At 47.7% G+C, this 19,680-nt stretch carries 19 protein-coding genes; 14 read left to right on the forward strand and 5 right to left on the reverse strand.

Going from position 1 to position 19,680, the window contains the following annotated elements:
• The first annotated feature begins 87 nt into the window (after nt 1-87).
• A complete protein-coding gene (locus tag ACKFKF_RS02745) occupies nt 88-645 on the forward strand; it encodes an anti-sigma factor family protein (RefSeq protein ID WP_446858816.1) in 558 nt (185 codons plus the stop codon).
• Nucleotides 646-675: 30 nt separating this feature from the next.
• On the opposite strand, the gene ACKFKF_RS02750 is transcribed toward ACKFKF_RS02745, so the two are convergent.
• The gene (locus ACKFKF_RS02750) at nt 676-1,146 is read right to left on the reverse strand and encodes a gamma-glutamylcyclotransferase family protein (protein ID WP_446866270.1); all 471 of its coding nucleotides are present in this window, start codon (nt 1,144-1,146) and stop codon (nt 676-678) included.
• A 118-nt stretch (nt 1,147-1,264) separates the two neighbouring features.
• On the opposite strand from ACKFKF_RS02750, the gene ACKFKF_RS02755 reads away from it, so the two are divergent.
• The 9 genes from ACKFKF_RS02755 to cpdA all read left to right on the forward strand — a co-directional run bounded on the left by ACKFKF_RS02755 (nt 1,265) and on the right by cpdA (nt 11,853).
• A complete protein-coding gene (locus ACKFKF_RS02755; protein ID WP_446866271.1) occupies nt 1,265-1,906 on the forward strand; it encodes a Uma2 family endonuclease in 642 nt (213 codons plus the stop codon).
• Nucleotides 1,907-2,008: 102 nt separating this feature from the next.
• Complete coding sequence (leuS, locus tag ACKFKF_RS02760; RefSeq protein WP_446866272.1) at nt 2,009-4,567, forward strand: leucine--tRNA ligase; 2,559 nt, start codon at nt 2,009-2,011, stop codon at nt 4,565-4,567.
• 826 nt (nt 4,568-5,393) lie between these two features.
• Nucleotides 5,394-6,089, forward strand: coding sequence for a hypothetical protein (locus tag ACKFKF_RS02765; protein ID WP_446866273.1), 696 nt, complete (start codon nt 5,394-5,396; stop codon nt 6,087-6,089).
• 363 nt (nt 6,090-6,452) lie between these two features.
• Entirely contained in the window at nt 6,453-6,689 is a 237-nt protein-coding gene (locus ACKFKF_RS02770; RefSeq protein WP_446858822.1) for a hypothetical protein, read from the forward strand.
• Between the two features lie 124 nt (nt 6,690-6,813).
• On the forward strand, nt 6,814-7,077 hold the full coding sequence (locus ACKFKF_RS02775; RefSeq protein ID WP_446866274.1) for a hypothetical protein: 264 nt from the start codon (nt 6,814-6,816) through the stop codon (nt 7,075-7,077).
• A gap of 980 nt (nt 7,078-8,057) precedes the next feature.
• Entirely contained in the window at nt 8,058-8,600 is a 543-nt protein-coding gene (locus ACKFKF_RS02780; protein ID WP_446866275.1) for a hypothetical protein, read from the forward strand.
• Nucleotides 8,601-8,869: 269 nt separating this feature from the next.
• Entirely contained in the window at nt 8,870-9,571 is a 702-nt protein-coding gene (locus ACKFKF_RS02785) for a WecB/TagA/CpsF family glycosyltransferase (protein WP_446866276.1), read from the forward strand.
• 169 nt (nt 9,572-9,740) lie between these two features.
• A complete protein-coding gene (locus ACKFKF_RS02790) occupies nt 9,741-10,412 on the forward strand; it encodes a sugar transferase (protein ID WP_446866277.1) in 672 nt (223 codons plus the stop codon).
• 589 nt (nt 10,413-11,001) lie between these two features.
• Nucleotides 11,002-11,853, forward strand: a complete 852-nt coding sequence (gene cpdA, locus ACKFKF_RS02795; RefSeq protein WP_446866287.1) for a 3',5'-cyclic-AMP phosphodiesterase — start codon at nt 11,002-11,004, stop codon at nt 11,851-11,853.
• Here the strand turns inward: cpdA and dtd are convergent.
• The 3 genes from dtd to ACKFKF_RS02810 are packed head-to-tail and all read right to left on the reverse strand — an operon-like array spanning nt 11,847 to nt 14,099.
• Entirely contained in the window at nt 11,847-12,599 is a 753-nt protein-coding gene (gene dtd, locus ACKFKF_RS02800) for a D-aminoacyl-tRNA deacylase (RefSeq protein WP_446866278.1), read from the reverse strand. The genes cpdA and dtd overlap by 7 nt on opposite strands.
• 26 nt (nt 12,600-12,625) lie before the next feature.
• Nucleotides 12,626-12,910: a (2Fe-2S) ferredoxin domain-containing protein gene (locus ACKFKF_RS02805; protein ID WP_446858829.1), complete on the reverse strand. Its 285-nt coding sequence runs from the start codon at nt 12,908-12,910 to the stop codon at nt 12,626-12,628.
• A gap of 55 nt (nt 12,911-12,965) precedes the next feature.
• Nucleotides 12,966-14,099: a CobW family GTP-binding protein gene (locus ACKFKF_RS02810; RefSeq protein WP_446866279.1), complete on the reverse strand. Its 1,134-nt coding sequence runs from the start codon at nt 14,097-14,099 to the stop codon at nt 12,966-12,968.
• A 152-nt stretch (nt 14,100-14,251) separates the two neighbouring features.
• Here ACKFKF_RS02810 and cysS point away from each other — a divergent pair, with 152 nt between their 5' ends.
• The 3 genes from cysS to ACKFKF_RS02825 all read left to right on the forward strand — a co-directional run bounded on the left by cysS (nt 14,252) and on the right by ACKFKF_RS02825 (nt 18,570).
• Nucleotides 14,252-15,703, forward strand: coding sequence for a cysteine--tRNA ligase (cysS, locus tag ACKFKF_RS02815; protein ID WP_446866280.1), 1,452 nt, complete (start codon nt 14,252-14,254; stop codon nt 15,701-15,703).
• A gap of 93 nt (nt 15,704-15,796) precedes the next feature.
• Entirely contained in the window at nt 15,797-17,236 is a 1,440-nt protein-coding gene (locus ACKFKF_RS02820; protein ID WP_446866281.1) for a TldD/PmbA family protein, read from the forward strand.
• On the forward strand, nt 17,233-18,570 hold the full coding sequence (locus ACKFKF_RS02825) for a TldD/PmbA family protein (protein WP_446866282.1): 1,338 nt from the start codon (nt 17,233-17,235) through the stop codon (nt 18,568-18,570). Before ACKFKF_RS02820 ends, ACKFKF_RS02825 begins: the two co-directional genes overlap by 4 nt.
• A gap of 72 nt (nt 18,571-18,642) precedes the next feature.
• On the opposite strand, the gene ACKFKF_RS02830 is transcribed toward ACKFKF_RS02825, so the two are convergent.
• Nucleotides 18,643-18,903, reverse strand: coding sequence for a DUF2584 family protein (locus ACKFKF_RS02830; protein WP_446866283.1), 261 nt, complete (start codon nt 18,901-18,903; stop codon nt 18,643-18,645).
• Nucleotides 18,904-18,926: 23 nt separating this feature from the next.
• Between ACKFKF_RS02830 and ACKFKF_RS02835 the strand changes: the two genes are divergently transcribed.
• Complete coding sequence (locus ACKFKF_RS02835; protein WP_446866284.1) at nt 18,927-19,559, forward strand: Uma2 family endonuclease; 633 nt, start codon at nt 18,927-18,929, stop codon at nt 19,557-19,559.
• The last annotated feature ends 121 nt before the right edge of the window (nt 19,560-19,680 follow it).

The raw sequence follows: 19,680 nt of genomic DNA on the forward strand, positions 1-19,680 counted from the left end.
GACTAGCGTTTGTTGATGACTGGGTATTCTCATCTCAACTGAAGTGATCCTAAGATGAACCCCGATTTTGATTCGCACAAAAATTCCATGCAACCATCTCCGATCGATCCGTCCACACCCGACACTATGAATAATCAGGTTGAGTCAAACCCTTCGCAGCGCGATCGCTTCGAGTTGCTGAGTGCCTATCTAGACGGTGAAGTGACGGCGGCAGAGCGCAAGCAAGTAGAAGAGTGGCTGGCGACTGATGTGACGGTGCAGCAGCTTCATAGCCGTTTACTCAAGTTGCGTCAGGGCTTCCGCTCTCTACCCACGCCTCAAAGTCAACCGGTAGAAGTGACGGTTGAGAAGGTATTTGCTCGCCTTGACCGCCGCCCTAAACTTTCTCTCGTCTGGGGTGGGACGGCGATCGCCGCTCTATTTGTAGGTGCAGTGACGATCTTTGCGCCGATGGGTCAGTCCCCGACTCCCGAAATGGCAAGAAGAGTTGAGCGCCCTGCGGTGCAGTCTCCTCAAGAAAACCTATCTGATGGGGATGGGCTGTTGGTGGCGCTCGATCAACCTGTCCTGTCGATTCCCAAAACGGCTACCGTTGATTCTAAAGCTCCGACTGGTTTGGAAAACAAATCGACCAGCGCTCACTAGGCTTTATTTTAGAAATCGATGAATCCGGAGTCAGGAAGTTCTTGGCTGCGGATTATTTTTTGTACTGCTCCATCTGCCGCTCACAACTGGGATTCCTTGCAGACGATCGATTTGTGGCATCGTCATCACATAGGCCCAGGCAACCCCTAAAGCGTGTAGGTGGTGATCGAACACTTCGATTTCTTGCCGTCCATATTCGTGATCTTCCAAATTCTGATCTGGGAAGACCTGCTTTAAGTCATCTGGGTCGTGTCGCTCGTAGTCGTCCATAATTTGCAGAATGCTGGGATCGCTAAAAGAAAGCAGAGAGCCATAGATGGGAGCAGTTCCCGGAGTCATGGCGGGGTAGCCGAGCGGTAAATGGTAAAGGGTGCCAAAGGCGATCGCCTCACGGGATTCAACCAGCTTTTGGGCACACGATCGCTGATATGAGTTGGCATCTGGTTTAAGAAGCTCTTGAGGCTGTAGCGTTCCGTAGGTAAAGACGCGAATCAGGGTCATGGGCGGGCGATGGCGGATAGGTTTAGATTAAGCGAATCTGCGCTTAAGAGATGGGCAGTTTCCAGAAGTGTAACGAGAGGGTGAATCCGATAGAATACGGGCAAAGGAGGTATTGGTTATGGCAATTACACTCATTCCATCCTCAAGTCAGCAGACGCAACACATTGTCGTTGAAGGGGTCAGTTGGGCAACGTATCAAGCACTGCTTCAGGATTTGGGCGATCGTCGGTCTTCTCGGCTGGCTTACGATCGAGGTACTTTAGAAATTATTATGCCTTCTGATTTACACGAATTTATTAATCGATTTCTAGAAGCCTTGGTGAGAGTATTGGCTGAAGAATCAAAAATGCGGCTAAGAGGGTACGGTTCGACGACGCTTAATCGCGAAGATCTGGAGCAAGGGGCTGAACCTGATGCCTGCTTTTATATTCAGAATATAGGCAGAATTTTGGGTAAAAAGCTCGATATTACGACTGATCCCCCTCCTGATTTGGCCGTTGAAGTAGACATCACCAGCTCTTCTCGTCGGCGATTTGGCGTTTACCTACAATTACAAATTCCTGAAGTTTGGCGATATACAGAATCGCGAGGTGTAGTCATCTATCAGCTACAAAAAGGTGAGTACGTGGAATGTGAGTTTAGTCCAACTTTTCCGATGATTTCTGGAGCTGTTTTGGGGCAGTTTCTTCAACTTGCAGAGACAGAAGATGACATTAGCGTGGTGCGATCGCTCCGTCAATGGCTAAAGAATAATCGCTAAAGACCGATGGCTGAAAACCACTGGCTGAAGACTCAAAACCCCCCTCCCCGTGCCTAACGCGAATAGAATGGGTAAACACTTGATTTATTAGGAGTTTTGATCGTGGAGTCCCGCTATACCCCAGCAGAGATTGAACAAAAGTGGCAACAAGTTTGGACTGAGCAAGGACTCAACCAGACTGCGATCGACAGCAGCAAAGAAAAATTTTATGCCCTGTCGATGTTTCCCTATCCCTCTGGTGACCTGCATATGGGGCACGTTCGGAACTATACGATCGTCGATGTCATCGCTCGTCTCAAACGAATGCAAGGGTACCGCGTCTTGAATCCGATGGGGTGGGATGCCTTTGGGCTGCCTGCCGAAAATGCGGCGATCGAGCGTAACACACAGCCTGCCAAATGGACGTATCAAAACATTGCTCAGATGCGGGATCAGTTCAATCGGTTGGGCATTTCCTTTGACTGGGATCGCGAGGTTGCAACCTGTTCGCCTGATTACTATCGCTGGACGCAATGGATCTTTCTGCAATTTTTTGAGCGGGGATTGGCTTATCAAAAAGAAGCGACAGTGAACTGGGACCCGATCGACCAAACGGTTTTGGCTAATGAGCAAGTCGATGCCGATGGTAAGTCGTGGCGATCGGGCGCAAAAGTCGAACGAAAATTGCTGCGTCAGTGGTTTTTGAAGATCACCGATTATGCCGAACAGTTGCTGAATGATTTGGATCAGTTGAGCGGCTGGCCGGATCGCGTCAAGCTGATGCAGGCAAACTGGATCGGCAAATCCGTCGGCGCGTATTTAGAGTTTCCGATCGTCGGTAGCGATCAAAAAGTTGGCGTTTTTACGACTCGCCCTGATACCGTGTACGGCGTAACTTATGTCGTGCTGGCTCCCGAACATCCTTTGACGCGACAAGTCACAACTGGGGATCAACACGTTGCGGTAGAGGCCTTTGTTCAAGAAGTGTCGGGTCAGAGCGAATTGGAGCGGACGGCAGAAGATAAGCCTAAACGAGGAATTCCTACGGGCGGCAAGGCGGTCAATCCGTTTACAGGGGCGGAGATCCCGATTTGGATTGCCGATTACGTTCTGTATGAGTATGGGACGGGGGCGGTGATGGGGGTTCCGGCGCATGATGTGCGAGATTTTGTGTTTGCTCGACAGAATGAACTGGCGATCGTTCCGGTGATCATTCCTCAAGAGGGGGATGGGTCTGCTCCGTTGACGGCTGCCTATACCGAACCGGGCGTTTTGATCAATTCTGCTGAGTTTGACGGAATGCCTTCGCTGGAGGCCAAACAAGCTGTGATTCAAAAGGCAGAAAAAGAAGGGTACGGCAAAGCTCGAATTCAATATCGGCTCAGGGATTGGTTGATTTCGCGCCAGCGCTACTGGGGGGCCCCGATTCCGATCGTTCACTGTCCTGATTGCGGTTCGGTTCCTGTACCTGAGTCTGAGTTGCCTGTGGAGTTGCCCGAAGATGTTGAGTTGTCTGGGCGGGGCGGTTCTCCGTTGAGTAAATTAGACTCTTGGTTAAATGTGCCTTGTCCAACCTGCGGCACTCCGGCAAAACGGGAAACCGATACGATGGACACGTTTATTGATTCATCCTGGTATTTTTTGCGCTATCCCGATGCGAAGAATGATCAGGCGGTCTTCGATCGCGCCAAAACCAATGATTGGATGCCCGTCGATCAATATGTCGGTGGAATCGAACACGCGATTTTGCATCTGTTATATTCGCGATTTTTTACAAAAGTGCTGCGCGACTGCGGCTTACTCAATTTTGATGAACCGTTTCAACGATTGTTGACGCAGGGCATGGTGCAGGGCAAGACCTACAAAAATCCCAAAACGGGCAAATATGTGACTGCCAGCAATATTGCTGATTTGGCGAATCCAACCGATCCGGAAACGCACGAGCCGCTAGAAGTCGTTTATGAAAAAATGTCCAAATCAAAGTACAACGGCGTGGCTCCGGGCGATGTAATTGACAAATATGGCGCAGACACCGCACGTATGTTCATTCTCTTTAAAGCGCCCCCCGAAAAGGATTTGGAATGGGAAGACGCTGACGTAGAAGGACAATTTCGCTTTTTGAATCGAGTTTGGCGGTTGATCACAGAATCCAAAATCCAAAGTCCAAAGTCCAAAATCCAAACCTCTGATCTCGCCAAACCTGAGAAGGAACTGCGGCGATCGATTCACATTGCCATCCAAGAAATCAGCGAAGATTTGCAGGGTGATTATCAGTTCAACACGGCTGTCTCAGAAATGATGAAACTCAGCAATGCGTTGACGGATGCAACTTGTAAAGATTCTCCCGTTTATGCCGAAGGCATTCAGACGTTGCTGTTGTTGTTAGCCCCGTTTGCGCCGCATATTGCCGATGAGTTGTGGCATTCAATCGGACAGGCTGACTCGATTCATACTCAATCCTTTCCGATTGTTGACCCTTCCGCCTTGGTGGCTGATGAAATGACGATCGTGATTCAAGTTATGGGCAAAACGCGCGGCACAATTCAGGTTTCGGCTCAGGCGGACAAGGCGGCGATCGAGCAGGCAGCCCGTGAGTCAGAAATTGCTCAACGCTACCTTGAAGGCAAAATGACCAAAAAAGTGATCGTTGTTCCCGGAAAGCTGGTGAACTTTGTGATCTAGTTAGCAACAGATGAAAGTAGCGGTTAGAGCGCGATCGCCAAGCGAATCTGAGAGAGACGATTTCTTGTAGCGGACGTTGAATCAAGAAACTCCTCCACGCCTGTTAAGCATTCGTTCTGACCGCTACCTAGATTTCAAATTGGAGAACTTTGGGTCAAAAATTCCGGCTCGAAGTTCTCCAAAATGGAAATGTAATGTCTAAAGCGCTAGAGAATGAAGCGGAAAAACTCACTGAATTTACGCTGATCAAAACGCTTTGATCAATCGTAAGATGAACATAAAGAGATAAAAAAAGAATCGAAAAATATCAGTGATAGAACCTGTTTAGGAATACAGAGATTATTAACTTAAGATAACTCTTAATACAAAACTGATACTTTGTAGAACACGCTAGCTTTCAAACCACAATCTCGCAATAATGGGTTTTGTAGTGGACAGAATTTAAACTAGACCATTGCGATCGCGATTCACAATTCGTATCAATTACTCAAGATCCTTACAGTAGTGTCAAACTGGTTAGTGACGGCTGTCCTCAATTTCTGGCAGCTATGTGACGCTTGTCAGACTGTACTAACCTGCATCATCGCGAATTTATATTCACCATAGTATTTACCTCAATAGCGGAAGCTACCGAGCAAACTTCAGCAACCATTGCTTTTGAGGTGAGCTTGGGAAATTTGGGTGTCTACTTCGGTTGCATCAGCAAATGCGTTCGTATTCCTGGAGATTTTTTCTCTAAATCTTAAATGTAGTAACTGATTGATATTGGTTGCATTTCAGATTGGGCTGCGAACTCGCTTTCCAGTTAATTAAAAAATCTTGAAAGATGTCAACCCCTGCGTTTTTTGATCATAATCTCTGTAGTGGTGATACTAAGAGTGTGATGGTCAACCTGACTCGCGGTTTTGTTGATCGCGATGTTGGATCGAATTTAGTCTTACCAAAAGTCAAAGGTGCATATCGCTCTCAGGTGCCCCTACAGGTGAAAATGGTTGATTTGGGAGGCAAGCGTCTACTGCTCAGTTTATATGCTCCCACACACCATCTCAGAAAGGAATTTCCTCAATCTTTGCGCTTTACTCAATTTGAAGGAAACGTTCCTCCCCTTCCGACCTGGCTTTCGTCTTGCACGATGACCGCTGTCGTTGGGAAGGTACAAGACCTCGTCTTTCAAGGAGCCGAAAGTGCCTCAACGCTAAAAATGCGACTAATTTCTCATCTGTTGAACTGGGTTTTCCAGAGAGGTGATGCGATCGTTGCTTTTCAGCAGTTTGCGGACAGCCTAAAACAGATTGGCTTCATCGTCGATCGCGTGCAGGTCGTTCACAATCTAGTTGTCACACTAGAGAGGTTGAAGCGTGGGGTAGAACCAGAGAATCAAGTCTGGTTTTTGCCAGGGCAACCGCTAGTTCTGATCGCGATTAAGCGGTTATGGCTGTTTGTGTTGTATTCTTTGCTTGAGCGGCTGTTGATTTTACTGACTCAGCCCGTGAAGACGATCGTGGTTACAGATTGCTCTTAGAGCCTTGGATCGGTGAATGGAGCCTTGATTCAAGCTTGATTTAGGGGAAGGCGCAGATTGAGGTGAGTGATAGCAATCCCTGATCTGTTTCTGCGATTCTAAAGTGTTGTGACGGACGAGTGAGTATTTGTTGGAGAAATCCCCAAATGCTGATTGGCGGCTGTTGCAAGTAGAAGAAAGCTAGACCTGAGAGAACTTCAGACTGGGTAGACCTATTTACTCAGACGCGACCTGAAGTTCAAAATCTCCAGTCTAGTTTTGAGTTAGCTGTTTTTGAAGTTGATACTTTTCGTTGCTGTGTTTCAGGAGGTTGTTTTTTGAATTCAACCTCAGTAACTGTGAATGATTTATTTGGAGGTAGCTGTGAACGATCGAACTGCTTTAATTGCGCTCGTTAGAGAACGGGATGAGAGTCACTCTGATCAAGATGCCAGCGATGAAACGGGCAGCTATGATCAGGGCTTCTTGATCCCCGACTCAACTCTTTTGATGAGAAAACTACCTGATAGTCAGCGTTGGAGCCACTATCTGTTGGAAAAAATGGTTCGAGATAGCGTTGCTCAATTCAATCTTTGCAGCCCGCAAAATTCGCGAGATTAATGGTGTCTTAGTCTGTGTAGCAATTTTCCTTGCGTTTACTTGCTAAACACTCGATCGTTGGCGATCAGCTTTGTCTGGTGTTGTATGACGCATTCGACCCATTTTTCTAACTTGAATCACTCCTATGGCAAGTCGAAGGTTTTGGGCTTTACTCAGCCTCGTTTTCTCGATCGCGGTTGCGTTTTATTGTCGTGACCGTCAGCCTTTCAATTTTGTGTCTAACACGTTGGTGTATTTGGTAAGCGTTTTGTCTGTTGGCGCTGTTTATCGGTGCTGTCTGTCTGCTGCCTATACTCAAATCTATCCCGGCTGGATTCGAGAGGATGAGTTCAAGCGGCTGGTAGCACTGGGGATAGCTCACATCCGATCGCCTATTCAAGCCTTCTGAACATCTGGTTAGCAACTCGTCAACTTTTTCCAGGGTGATTTGCTGCGATCGGATGGTCTACAGATGGACGCTTGAACGTTGTTTGAGAAATTTCAGCGGTTCTGAGATTTTGCACCAGCGGTAAGCCCAATTGATATGACTGACCTGGAAGACGAAATCAGAATGCAGCTACTGACCCGACAACCTTGCCTCTGTTCTGCTGTTTATACTCACAGGTTACAGGGTTGTTGTGTCAACTGAATGTCAGCGACGTGGCTTAAGAATGTTGCGATCGCATCGTTTTAGAAGTAGATGAATGCAGAAATCGATCGAGACTATAGGGTGTCACAAACTCCAAATTTCTGATGGTGAATTCCCTTGCAAAACCACAGTGAACTGTCTTGAGATGTAATTAAGTTTTAGAAGCGTGACCTAAAAACTTTTGAGCATTTTCCCGACCAAATCTACATTACTGATCGCTTAGGTCTTCAGTAATATTGTGCATCATAGAATGTTGTTCAAAAAGCTTCTGATATAGATTCAGGGCTGGCTACAGCATTCTTAAAATATTTTTATTTTGATCGGAGGTCTGATTCACAGCTTTGATTGAAGTATTGCATCAGTATTGTAAATACTGTTTTGCCACTCAGTAATTAATTGACCATAAGCTGTTTCCTTTCCAATAGATCTATTGATGTAAGTATCTTGAATTATCGTTGACGCAAGTGAAAATGAAGAATTTGTAAATCTATTGACTAATCTATCGTTCATCCATGAAAATTAAGCCATCGCTAAATTATCGGTTTGTCAAAGTAGGGTTCATCAAATAGAGGCTGTTTGTAAAGTAAATCTGTGTAAGATTTCGGCTTCTTTGGTTAGTAATTTCTCAAATCAGCAATCGCTGTTCTATTTCAGAAATAGTTGATCGTGTGGGAAATTTGCGTTGAATCTTCTAACTAAACCGTTTGTTTTTCTATTTAGCTTGTCATTCCTGATAGTGAATGCATGACCTGTTAACTGCTTTTTTTAAGGTGTATCCCCAGATGCCAGAACCAACTTCCCTTCTGACTTCTACGCAGGAGGATGACGACTCAGAACCTCCCTCTACTCGATATTTCTGGTTTGATGCTGCTACCACTGCTCAGTCCGATCGCCGGACTTCATTGATTCTTCCTCATGCACCCGCCTACTTTAGACCAGTCAGTTTTCAAGAAGATTCAAACATGATGTTTGATCACAGTCGATTGCTAGAGTTTGATTCCAACTTGGGAATGACCACCGTCAAGAAAGCGCTAAAAATCAGCTTTAGTAAAGTGCTTTTATGGGGCACTCGGTTTCAAGAAGTTTTTGCTTATTTACAGGGGCGATCGCAGAGCGCAAAATCAGGGAAAAAGCAGGCCTGCCCGCACTTAAAACTGGTTCGCTACATCTGGGGCATTTTCTGTTCTGCAATCTTGTTTCCGACATCTCTGCTTCATTCTGCAATGGTTTTCACCGTTGTTAGCTGGGTGTTTTTTACACGCTTTCTCTACACCCATAGCTAACTGTTGCCTTCTCGGATACAAAGTTGCCTTGCTCGTGCAGGTTAATCCTGATCGTTCTTCTGTGGGCATTCACTCCCGTCAATTTACGCTGACACCAGGTAGAGATCTGGTGAGTTCTCCGTGCCGCATCAACTTGCTACGGCCCGTTTTGCAAACTTCTGCGGTTACTCCGCACTCCCCCGACACTCAGTGATTGCGAGGCCAATCAATCTATGTTCTACGCTTCCCGTAAGTTGAAGATCTTTAACACAAACATTGACAATCTTTCAATGCTAGAGTTTCTGCAAGAGCTTAAGTCTGGAATCGTCTTTACACCCAACGTTAATCACATTGTTAGACTGCAAAAAGACCGCGAATTGCAGAACGCCTACAACGCTGCTGACTACATAGTCTGTGACAGTACGATCGTGCTCTATGCCTCACATTTTTTGGGCAAGCCAATTCAAGAAAAAATCTCTGGATCAGATATCCTGCCAGCTTTCTACACCTGTCACCGCAGAAATTTAGACATCAAAATCTTTTTGTTGGGAGCCGACGAAGGGGTGGCCCTACAGGCGCAAAATTGTATTAACCAAAAAGTCGGCCGCAGAATTGTAGTCGGCGCTCATTCTCCTTCCTTTGGTTTTGAAAAAGACGAGGCTGAATGTTCAAGAATCATTGACTTAATCAATCACACCGAAGCAACTGTATTAGTTGTGGGGGTGGGCTGTCCTAAACAAGAAAAATGGATTTTGAAGTATCGAGACCAACTCCCGATGATCAAGATTCTCATGGCCCTGGGAGCCGCGATCGACTTTGAAGCCGGACACAAATCTAGAGCGCCCAAGTGGATTGGTGATGTTGGCTTGGAGTGGCTCTATCGTCTGGTATCAGAACCGAGAAGGCTATGGAAGAGATATCTACTAGATGTGATGCCGTTTTTTTGGTTAGTCGTCAAAGAGAAACTATCAGACAAAGCAATTTTGGATTAGCGATTAGACCGACAACTAGAGACGCTAGACCCAAGACCGAAAATCTTCAATGCTGCTCTGTCCAGAGTCCACCGCCCAAAGTCCACAGCCTACAGCCCCCACAAAGCAAGCGAAAACTCAATACGTCCCCAAAAACTCACGCTCTACCAATGAGTTGGGAAGAAGCACCATGATCAAAAGTTCTAAAGCCCGCGAATCTTCTGCATTCACCTCACCGTTTGCGTCGGTATCTCCGCATCCATCCACAATTTCATTGCTCAAGCGGTTGACTGATATTGGAGGTAGTTTGATTGGACTGTTGTTTCTTGCAATCCTTTATGTTCCGATCGTCGTAGCGATCAAGCTCGACAGTCCGGGGCCAGTCTTTTATAGTCAAACTCGCTGTGGTCTACGGGGAAAGCCTTTTCGGTTGTGCAAGCTGCGATCGATGGTCACTAATGCAGAAGAGTTGAAGAAGCACGTCAAAAACGAAGGGAGCAGTCTCTTTTTCAAGAATAATACCGATCCACGAGTGACCAGAGTCGGTCAATTTTTGCGAAAAACTAGCCTTGATGAACTGCCCCAATTTTGGAATGTGTTGATAGGAGAGATGAGTCTGGTTGGCACCCGTCCCCCTTTGCCGGATGAGACGGCTCACTATGGCGATCGTCACTGGCAACGCCTAAATGTCAAACCTGGAATCACGGGCGAATGGCAGGTCAGCGGTCGATCCAACATCAAAGATTTTGAGCAAGTTCTTGACCTCGATCTCAAGTATCAAGAGCGATGGAGTGTCGGATATGACTTGATGATCATTTGCAAAACGATTTTGGTTGTCTTTGCTCGAAGAGGTGCTTACTAAGAATCATGAAAGAATCACAAATTAAAAAAATCCAACGAATCAACTCACAGTCATCTACACGACCCCTACCTTTGCGTAAACCCTATTGAGGCAATCCGCCACGCTGCTCTAGCTTTTCTACTCAGAGAACAATAAGTGCGAAAACGCTGTAGTATCCAAACGATCGTTTGTCAAAAACAATAATTCAGCCAGCTTCTCTATCAGCATCAGTGAGAAAATTGTCTCTGGCTACATCTTACAGATGATCTTAAAAGATCATAAATTATTCCGTCGGATGAAATACGTCAGTATTAAGTGTGATCTAAATCACGGCAAACTTAGGGATCAGATCGCAAATCTACGTTCTGTTACAGGGTACTCTGGGAGGATTGAAAACGATGCATCCCTCTGCGGTGTAGTAAATCTTAAGGAGAAGCCTGCCACCTTTAAAGATGAGCCGTCCCCAGTTAACCGTGTGCTAAAAAATAGGATTACAAGTTAATGATCAATTTTGTCGCTGTGCGTTAGTTTCTAAAGTTAAGTTAATTAATTTTTGTCAGCTAAATTGGAGATCAGTCAGATAGCTCTGAAGTTCAACGAATTGGCTGACGTGGAAGTTCAAAAGTTTGTGCAATATTCGAGTCGCGCTCCGAATTCAGCAAGTATGGTTTACAATCCTCCCTTACTCATTGCTCAGGTTACAGATATTCACCTGTTTGCAGAAACTGATCGTACCCTTTTGGGTTTGCCGACTACGGACTCATTTGAGTTTCTCATTGAGCAACTGTATCGGCTCAATCCGCAGCCCGATCTGCTGTTGCTGACTGGAGATCTTTCTCAAGATGGCACCTCGGACTCTTACGATCGTCTGCAATCTCTTTTGAGTCCTTTGGGCATTCCGGTCTATTGGCTCCCTGGCAATCACGACCTGCCTGATGTGATGGCGCGATCGCTCACTCATCCGCTCTTTTTGCCTGATAAATCATTTCAACCCAATGGCTGGCAGGTTGTTTTGCTCAATTCTGCTGTGCCGGGGTGCGTACACGGTCAGCTTTGCGCCGACGAATTAGCGTGGCTTGACCAAGAATTGCAGCAAAATTCGGAGTGTCCGGCGATCGTCGCCCTGCACCATCCGCCCTTGTTGACGCATTCAGATTGGCTAGACACCAGCGTTTTACAAAATCCTGATGCGCTATTTGCGGTGCTCGATCGTCATCCTCAAGTCAAGATTGTTTTGTTTGGTCACATTCACCAAGAGTTTCAGTATCAGCGCAAACAGGTGACTTACTTGGGAACGCCTTCAACCTGCATTCAGTTTGAGCCAAAAAGCTCCAAGTTTGCCCTAGATCATCAAAAACCTGGATTTCGGCTGCTCACCCTTGAGTCATCGGGGCGGTGGCACACTCAAGTCAAACGCATTGCCTATTCTCATCAGCTTGATATGGTGGCGGCAGGCTATTGATTTCGCTGGTGAAACTCAGTTAGTCGCTGGTTGCCGATCGCTCCAAAATGAGAGTGACCAAGAAAATGGGATACAAGCCTCGCACTTTTAGGGCGACTTTGGTATACTTGTGCTAGTCCACAACACAGGCAGAGGCTCACGCCTTGAGCGGAGGAACCTGTCTCGCAAGGGGTGGTAATGCCTGAGAAAGTTTTGGCTCCTAGGGAGCAGCAAGAATTTTCTCTATCGATACAGCGGTGGGGCGCATCGCAGTGAATTTTGGTGAGGGTAAAGTCGCAGGACTCCCGATGAGCCAAGAATCCCCGAACTTCAGGACGGGGAGCCGTCAATGGGCCATCGTTTTCGATCGTCACCTGCATCATTGCCCCAAATTTTCCAGTTTCGACTCGCAGCCCACTCTGCCGTAGTTTTGAAACAAATTGCTCATAGCGTTGTTCTGCTATTTCAGGAGCCGCTGCTTGATCAAAAGAAGGTCGCCGCCCCTTGCGACAGTCCCCATACAGAGTGAACTGACTGACTACCAACAAGTCGCCGCCAATTTCCTGCACAGAGCGATCGAACCGTCCCCCGTCTCCATCAGGAAACACTCGCAGATCCAAGCACTTGCGCGCCATCCAGTCGAGTTCTGTCTCGGTGTCAGTTGTCGCAATGCCTACCAGCAGGTTTAGTCCTCGCTTAATTGAGCCGATGATCGCTCCATCCACCGTCACCTGAGAAGATTTAACGCGCTGAAGAATGACTCGCATGGTTGAAGTTTGAAGATTTGCTCCCCTCAGAACCGGGGATGAAATCGAGGATGCAACAGGTCTTCGACTGGCTTTCCTTGCTTAAGATGCTGCTCGACGATCGTTTCTACCTGTTCTGGCTTAACTCGACAGTACCAAACTTCGTCAGGCAGCACGCGCACCGTCACTCCCATATTGCACTGTCCCTGGCATCCAGACTCAATCACCGTCACGTTAGAAATTGGATGCGCCAAAAAAGCTGCCAGCACCTCCGCTGAATCTTTTTCAAGACAGTTTTGGTACTGGCAAACGAGAACTTGTAGATGGGTCATAAATTTGGGTCTTGAGCGCTGAGGGTGAAATTTGAGCCTCAAAACTTATTCTTCCCTATTTTCTAAACCCTTTGCCGCGACTGGTGGAGGGAACGCCCAAACAATCAGTGATTTGCGATCGCAGTGTCTCTTCATCCAAACCTTGCCCAATCAGCACCAGTTGGTTTTTGGGGTTGCTGCTCCATTCGGTGTCATCAAGCGAAAAACGCTTGCCGCTCAAGTGAAAAATGTGACGCTTGGGACTTTCGTCAAACCAGAGAATACCCTTGGCGCGAAAGACATTTCCGGGCAGCAGATTGTCTAAGAAATTTTGGAACTTGCGAATATTGAAGGGGCGATCGCTCTGAAAGGAGACCGACGTAAAGCCATCATTTTCTAAGTGATTAGAGTGGTGGTGGTGTGCATGATCGTGGTCATGACTGCACTGCTCGTGATCGTGATCGCCCTTAGAATGATCGGCGTGATCATGATGTTCGTGATTGTGATGCTCGTGGTCGTGATGCTCGTGCTTTTCGGCAGTGGGATCAAAATATTTGTCAGACTCGAATAATCCCACACTCAACAGAACTGCCAACGGAGCCTGTCCCTTCGTAGTTCGCAGAATTCTGGCACCTTCTTTGATTTCTCGAACTCGCGTTTCTAATAGATCGAGATCGGCTTCATCTACCAGATCAGCCTTATTGAGCAGAATAATATCCCCGTAAGCGATTTGATTGTAAGCTGCTTCGCTGTTAAACAAATCCAGACTAAAGTTCTCAGAATCGACGACGGTAATAATCGAATCCAACCGAGTCATATCGCGCAACTCAGTTCCCAAAAAGGTCAGCGCCACGGGGAGCGGATCAGCCAGTCCCGTAGTTTCGACGACGAGGTATTCGATCGCCTCCTCTCGCTCCAAAACTTTGTAAACCGCTTCGACCAGATCATTATTAATGGTGCAGCAAATACAACCGTTGCTGAGTTCCACCATATTATTGTCATCGCTGGTCTGGACGATCAGTTCATTATCGATGCCAATCTCACCAAACTCATTCACCAAAACCGCAGTTTTTAGCCCTTGCTGGTTGGTCAAAATGTGGTTGAGTAGAGTAGTCTTACCGCTACCCAAAAAGCCTGTAATGATCGTGACGGGCAGCCCAGTTTTAGGCGTATCCATGGCCAAATCGGAAGAAGTCGCTGCTGATTGCATAGGGCATTTCACATGAGAGAGCAGGGAGTGGAAACGGGGAAAATGGTTACTCAACCCCCCTTAAACCACTCTTTCTGATTATCGCTGATCTAGACTTGTATGATTATCTCTTAAGCTCAAACTGAAGTTCCAATCTGCCCTCATTCATCCCCATGCCCTTATCGCTCTACAACACGCTAACCCGCCGCAAAGAATCTTTTGAGCCGATCGAACCCGGTAAGGTGCGGATGTATTGCTGTGGCGTAACGGTCTATGACTATTGCCATCTGGGTCATGCGCGATCGTATATCGTCTGGGATACGGTGCGCCGCTATTTGAAATGGCGAGGCTATGAGGTGCGCTACGTGCAGAATTTCACCGATATTGATGACAAAATTCTCAACAAGGCGCGGCAAGAAAATTCGTCGATGCAGGAGGTGTCCGATCGCTACATTCAAGCCTACTTTGAGGACATGGAACGGCTAAACGTGATGGAGGCTGACGCTTATCCTCGCGCTACGCAGACGCTGGACGGCATCAAACGACTGATTTACGAATTGGAGCAGAAAGGCTTTGCGTATCCATCAGAGGGCGACGTTTACTATGAAGTGGGGCGCGATCGCTCCTATGGCAAACTCTCTGGTCGCAAGCTAGACGATCTGCAAGCGGGGGCCAGTGGACGGGTGGAATCGGATGATCCCGATCGTCAAAAGAAACGAAACCCGTTTGACTTTGCGCTGTGGAAAGCCGCTAGACCGGGAGAACCTGCCTGGGAATCGCCTTGGGGCGCGGGCCGTCCGGGGTGGCACATTGAATGTTCGGCAATGGTACGCGAATTTTTGGGAGACGCGATCGATCTTCATGTCGGTGGTTTAGATCTGATTTTCCCTCACCACGAAAACGAAATTGCTCAGTCTGAACCCGTCACAGGTCAACCGCTTGCGAAATATTGGATGCACAACGGCATGGTGAATGTCGGCGGCGAGAAAATGTCAAAATCGCTGGGCAACTTCACCACGATTCGCGATTTGTTGGACAAAAAGGGCCTTGATCCGATGGTGATTCGGTTCTTTGTCCTGGGAGCGAGCTATCGCAAACCGATCGACTTCACTGACGAGTCGCTAACCGCCGCCGAAAATGGCTGGCACAGACTGAAAGAAGGACTGCTGTTTGGATATCAATACGGCGAGAAGTTGGGCTGGGATTCAGAGGCAAAAATTCAGAGTTCTCCCGCTCACAGTGCCTTTCAAGCTGCGATGGACGATGACTTTAATACATCTGGCGGACTGGCGGTTTTGTTTGAGATTGCCAAAGAATTGCAGAAAGCAGGGAATCTGCTGGTTCATGGAGAGCCATCTGGAACTGATGCCCAAACCCTTCAACAGCAGTGGTTGACCTTAATTGAACTGGCTGACGTGCTGGGATTAGAGGCAGAACTTGAAGTCGAAACGAGCGATTTTAATCAAATCAGCGACGCTGAAATCGAAACCAAAATTCAGCAACGACGAGCATTTAAGCAGGCTAAAAACTTTGCTGAAGCCGATCGTATTCGCGACGAGCTTCAAGCCCAGAGGATCACGCTAATCGACAAAGCGGGGGGTGAAACCCTCTGGCATCGCAGTTAGACTGTTAGAATCCTCAAATATTCTGCTTTTACCTAGGTGAGCTAATATTATTCACTCAGGAAAAACTGTTCATGATTCCTCTTCTAGCAAATAATGATTGTTGAATTGTCAAAACTGCTCTCAGCGCTTACGGTTTCTGCCGATTGGGTGGGGCTGAGGGCAACGAGAGAAGCCTCTACCACCCGTTCCGTTCGAGATGGCATTCCTGAAACCAACGGCACCAGTATCACTCAAGGGCTGATGGTGGAGGTCTTGGTCAACGGTCAGATTGGCTATGCAGCAACCAATTCACTCAAGTTTGCCAGCGTACAGGCTGCCGCCGAATCAGCTTACCGACAAGCGATCGCCGCCAGCGAATGGAATATTCACGCCACGGCTCTCTCGGCCCGTCCCAAAGTGGTCGGTCAATACACTTCACCGATTCTCAAACCTTTTGACGCGCTGACACCAGGGGAAATTAACGAAATTCTGGTCAAGATTTGTCACACGCTCAAAGTAGACGATCGTATCGTTCAAGCCAGCGCCACTGCTTTAACCACCGAAAAAGACACCTGGTTTGTCAGCAGCAACGGGTCTGAAGTTGAGCAAAAATTTTGGCAAATTGGCACCGACTACGCAGCCACCGCCCAAGATGGGGGAATCATTCAGCGACGATCGCACAACGGCTGGCTGGCTCACTGTTATCAAGGCGGCCTGGAATATTTGGTTACGCCTGACCTGTGGGAGCGAGTGCAACAAATTGGCGAACAGGCGATCGAGCTTCTTACCGTCGAGGACTGTCCCACGGAGACGACCACGCTAGTACTGGCTCCTGATCAAATGCTGCTGCAAATTCACGAAAGTGTGGGGCATCCCTTAGAGCTAGACCGGATTTTGGGCGACGAGCGCAACTATGCAGGCGGCAGCTTTATCAAGCTAGAAGACTTTGGACAGCGAGTCTATGGGTCGCCTTTGATGAATATTACCTTTGACCCTACCGTGTCGGGCGAGTTTGCCAGCTATCATTTTGACGATACCGGGGCACCCGCTTCTCGTGAATATTTGGTCAAGGAAGGCATTTTGCAGCGCGGTTTGGGCGGACTCGAAAGTCAGGCGCGATCGGGCGTTTTGGGTGTATCCAGCACTCGCGCGTCTTCCTGGAATCGTCCCCCCATCGATCGCATGGCTAATTTGAACCTTGAACCAGGAACAGCCAGCTTTGACGAAATCATTGGCGGGATCGATCGCGGCGTTTATATGGAATCGAATCGATCGTGGTCGATCGACGATCAGCGTCACAAATTTCAATTTAGCTGCGAGTACGCCAAACTGATCGAAAACGGCAAGCTGACCAAAACCGTGAGAAACCCAAACTATCGAGGAGTCACGCCGCAGTTTTGGAGCAGTCTTGTTAAGTTGGGCGATCGCAACACCTGGCAGATGTATGGCACGCCCGTCTGTGGCAAAGGAGAACCCAATCAAGTCATCTGGGTCGGTCACGGGTCGCCGATGGCCGTTTTTGCCAACGTAGAAGTGTTTGGGGGTGGGTCATGACGACAGACGCAATGGAAACCAGTTTTAATCAGTTGGCCGCGACGATCGCCGATCAACTCAGACCCGACGAACAATTTACCTTGACGCTCAACAGCGAACAGAGCCAATTCACTCGGTTTAATCACGCCAAAGTGCGGCAAACAGGCACTGTCAGCGATGGCAGCGTTCATTTGACGTTGATGCACGATCAGCGCAGTAGCTATGTAGAGTTTCCGTTTACGGGAGAAGAAGCGGTCGATCGAGAGCAGTCCCAACAAGCTCTCTCAGCGCTCCGTCAAGAAGTTCCTCAGCTTCCGGTCAATCCCTATCTGGTGCGACCTTCTGGAAATGGTGTGAGTCGAGAAGTGCATGAGGGTCAGCTTCTCCCGCCAGAGGCAGTGGTTTCGACGCTGTTGCCCCCGGTCGCTGATTTGGATTTTACAGGACTGTATGCCGCCGGACTGACCATTCGCGCTTATGCCGACTCAATGGGTCAACGGCACTGGTTTGCTACCGATTCTTTTTCGCTTGACTACTCGCTGTTTACTTCCCAGGGGCAAGCCTTGAAGGGAACGCTGGCGGGCAGTCATTGGGATCAAGCCGCTTACCTGGCTAAAATGCAGGAATCGCGATCGCAGCTAGACCGTCTGGCCCAACCTCCCAAATCGATAGAACGGGGACAATATCGCACCTATCTGGCACCTGCGGCGATCGCTGAATTGCTCTCGATGCTGTCGTGGGGTGGCGTGAGTGAGGCTTCTTATCAGCAGGGGGGTAGCTGTTTTGGGGCGTTGCGGCGCGGAGAAAAGAAACTGTCGCCTCAATTTACGCTCAAAGAAAACTTTCAGCAGGGGTTGGTGCCCCGATTTAACGAGCTAGGCGAAACGGCTCCGCTTGAACTGGCGCTGATCGAGTCGGGTCAATTGGTCAATCTGCTGGTGTCTTCAAAAACTGCCAAAGAATACAATCTAACTGCGAATGGTGCCAATCAAGACGAGGGACTGCGCTCGCCCGAAATCACCCCTGGAGATCTGCCCGTTGATCAAGTGTTCGCTGCGCTGGATACGGGGTTGTATGTGTCCAATTTGCACTATTTAAACTGGAGCGATCGACCCACCGGTCGGATTACGGGCATGACTCGCTACGCTTGTTTTTGGGTAGAAAATGGTGAGATTGTAGCTCCGATCGAGAATTTGCGCTTTGATGATAGCGTCTATCAGTTTTGGGGCAGTCACCTGGTCGCCTTGACGAGTGTTCAAGAATTCATCCCCGATGTCGGCACCTATGGCAGTCGCAATCTGGGCGGAAGCTGGACTCCGGGAATGATCGTCGATGACTTTACCTATACGCTGTAGCGTCGCAGATTTTTGAGCTTTGAATTCTCAATTCTGTTAATTTTCTGATTCATCCAGCTACTCACTAAGCATTCACGACTTTAGCGCAAACGGTTGTGTGTAAATGCGACTGATCCGAAAGGTGAGGTGTGTTTCTTGCTGTTGCCAGGTGAGTTTTTCAATAATTACATCTGCGTAAGCGTTCCAGTGGTCATCGACAAGGGGAATGGGAACGTCGATCGCAAAAATTCGGTATCCTGGTTTCGTTGCTTGATGCGTTGCGTCCAGCGTTAACCCAGATGGATAATCTTGATTCAATTTTAGAATACTGTTAACTTGGCAAGGCATTCCCATACGTCTGACCTAAAATAACATTAGTGTTTTCATTAAAGCCGATGATTGCCCAACTCAAGCACTCAGCCATTTCTCCAGAAGAGTATCTAGCAGGAGAGGAGAAAAGTCAAATTCGGCATGAGTATTTTGATGGACAAGTTTATGCCATGTCAGGAGGAAGCGATTCTCACAATACGATCGCGGGCAATTTGTTTACTCAAATGAGAAGTCATGTTCGAGGCGGTCGGTGTCGTGTGTTTATGGAAAACATGAAAGCGTACATTCCACCGCTAAACTGTTACTACTATCCAGATGTGATGGTGACCTGTGACGATCGTGATCGTTCATCTTCTCACTCAAAATCCTATCCTTGTCTGATTGTAGAAGTGTTGTCTGACTCGACAGAAGCCTTCGATCGCGGGGATAAATTTGCAGCTTATCGACATTTAGACTCGCTACAAGAATATGTGTTGATCAGCCAAAAAAGACAGCAGGTTGAATGTTTTCGTCGCAGCGAAGCAGGCGTTTGGGTGTTTTATTCCTACGATCAAAAGGAGAGCATTCAGTTAGCCAGTTTAGATTTTCAGATCAGTATGGAAGCGCTGTATGAAGATGTAGATTTTGCAGTCAGTGATGCCGCTAATAATGGATCGCCGTCGCAAATTTCCGACGATTAGGACCAATTATTAATGCGTTTAAGTGGATTGACGATCGTCAGTTACCAATCAAAAATAAGGTAAAACTTAACGTGAATTCGATGAAATCCCTCGCTGTGGCGATCACTCCAGGCAGCCCCCT

Source organism: Phormidesmis sp. 146-12 (assembly GCF_052939495.1).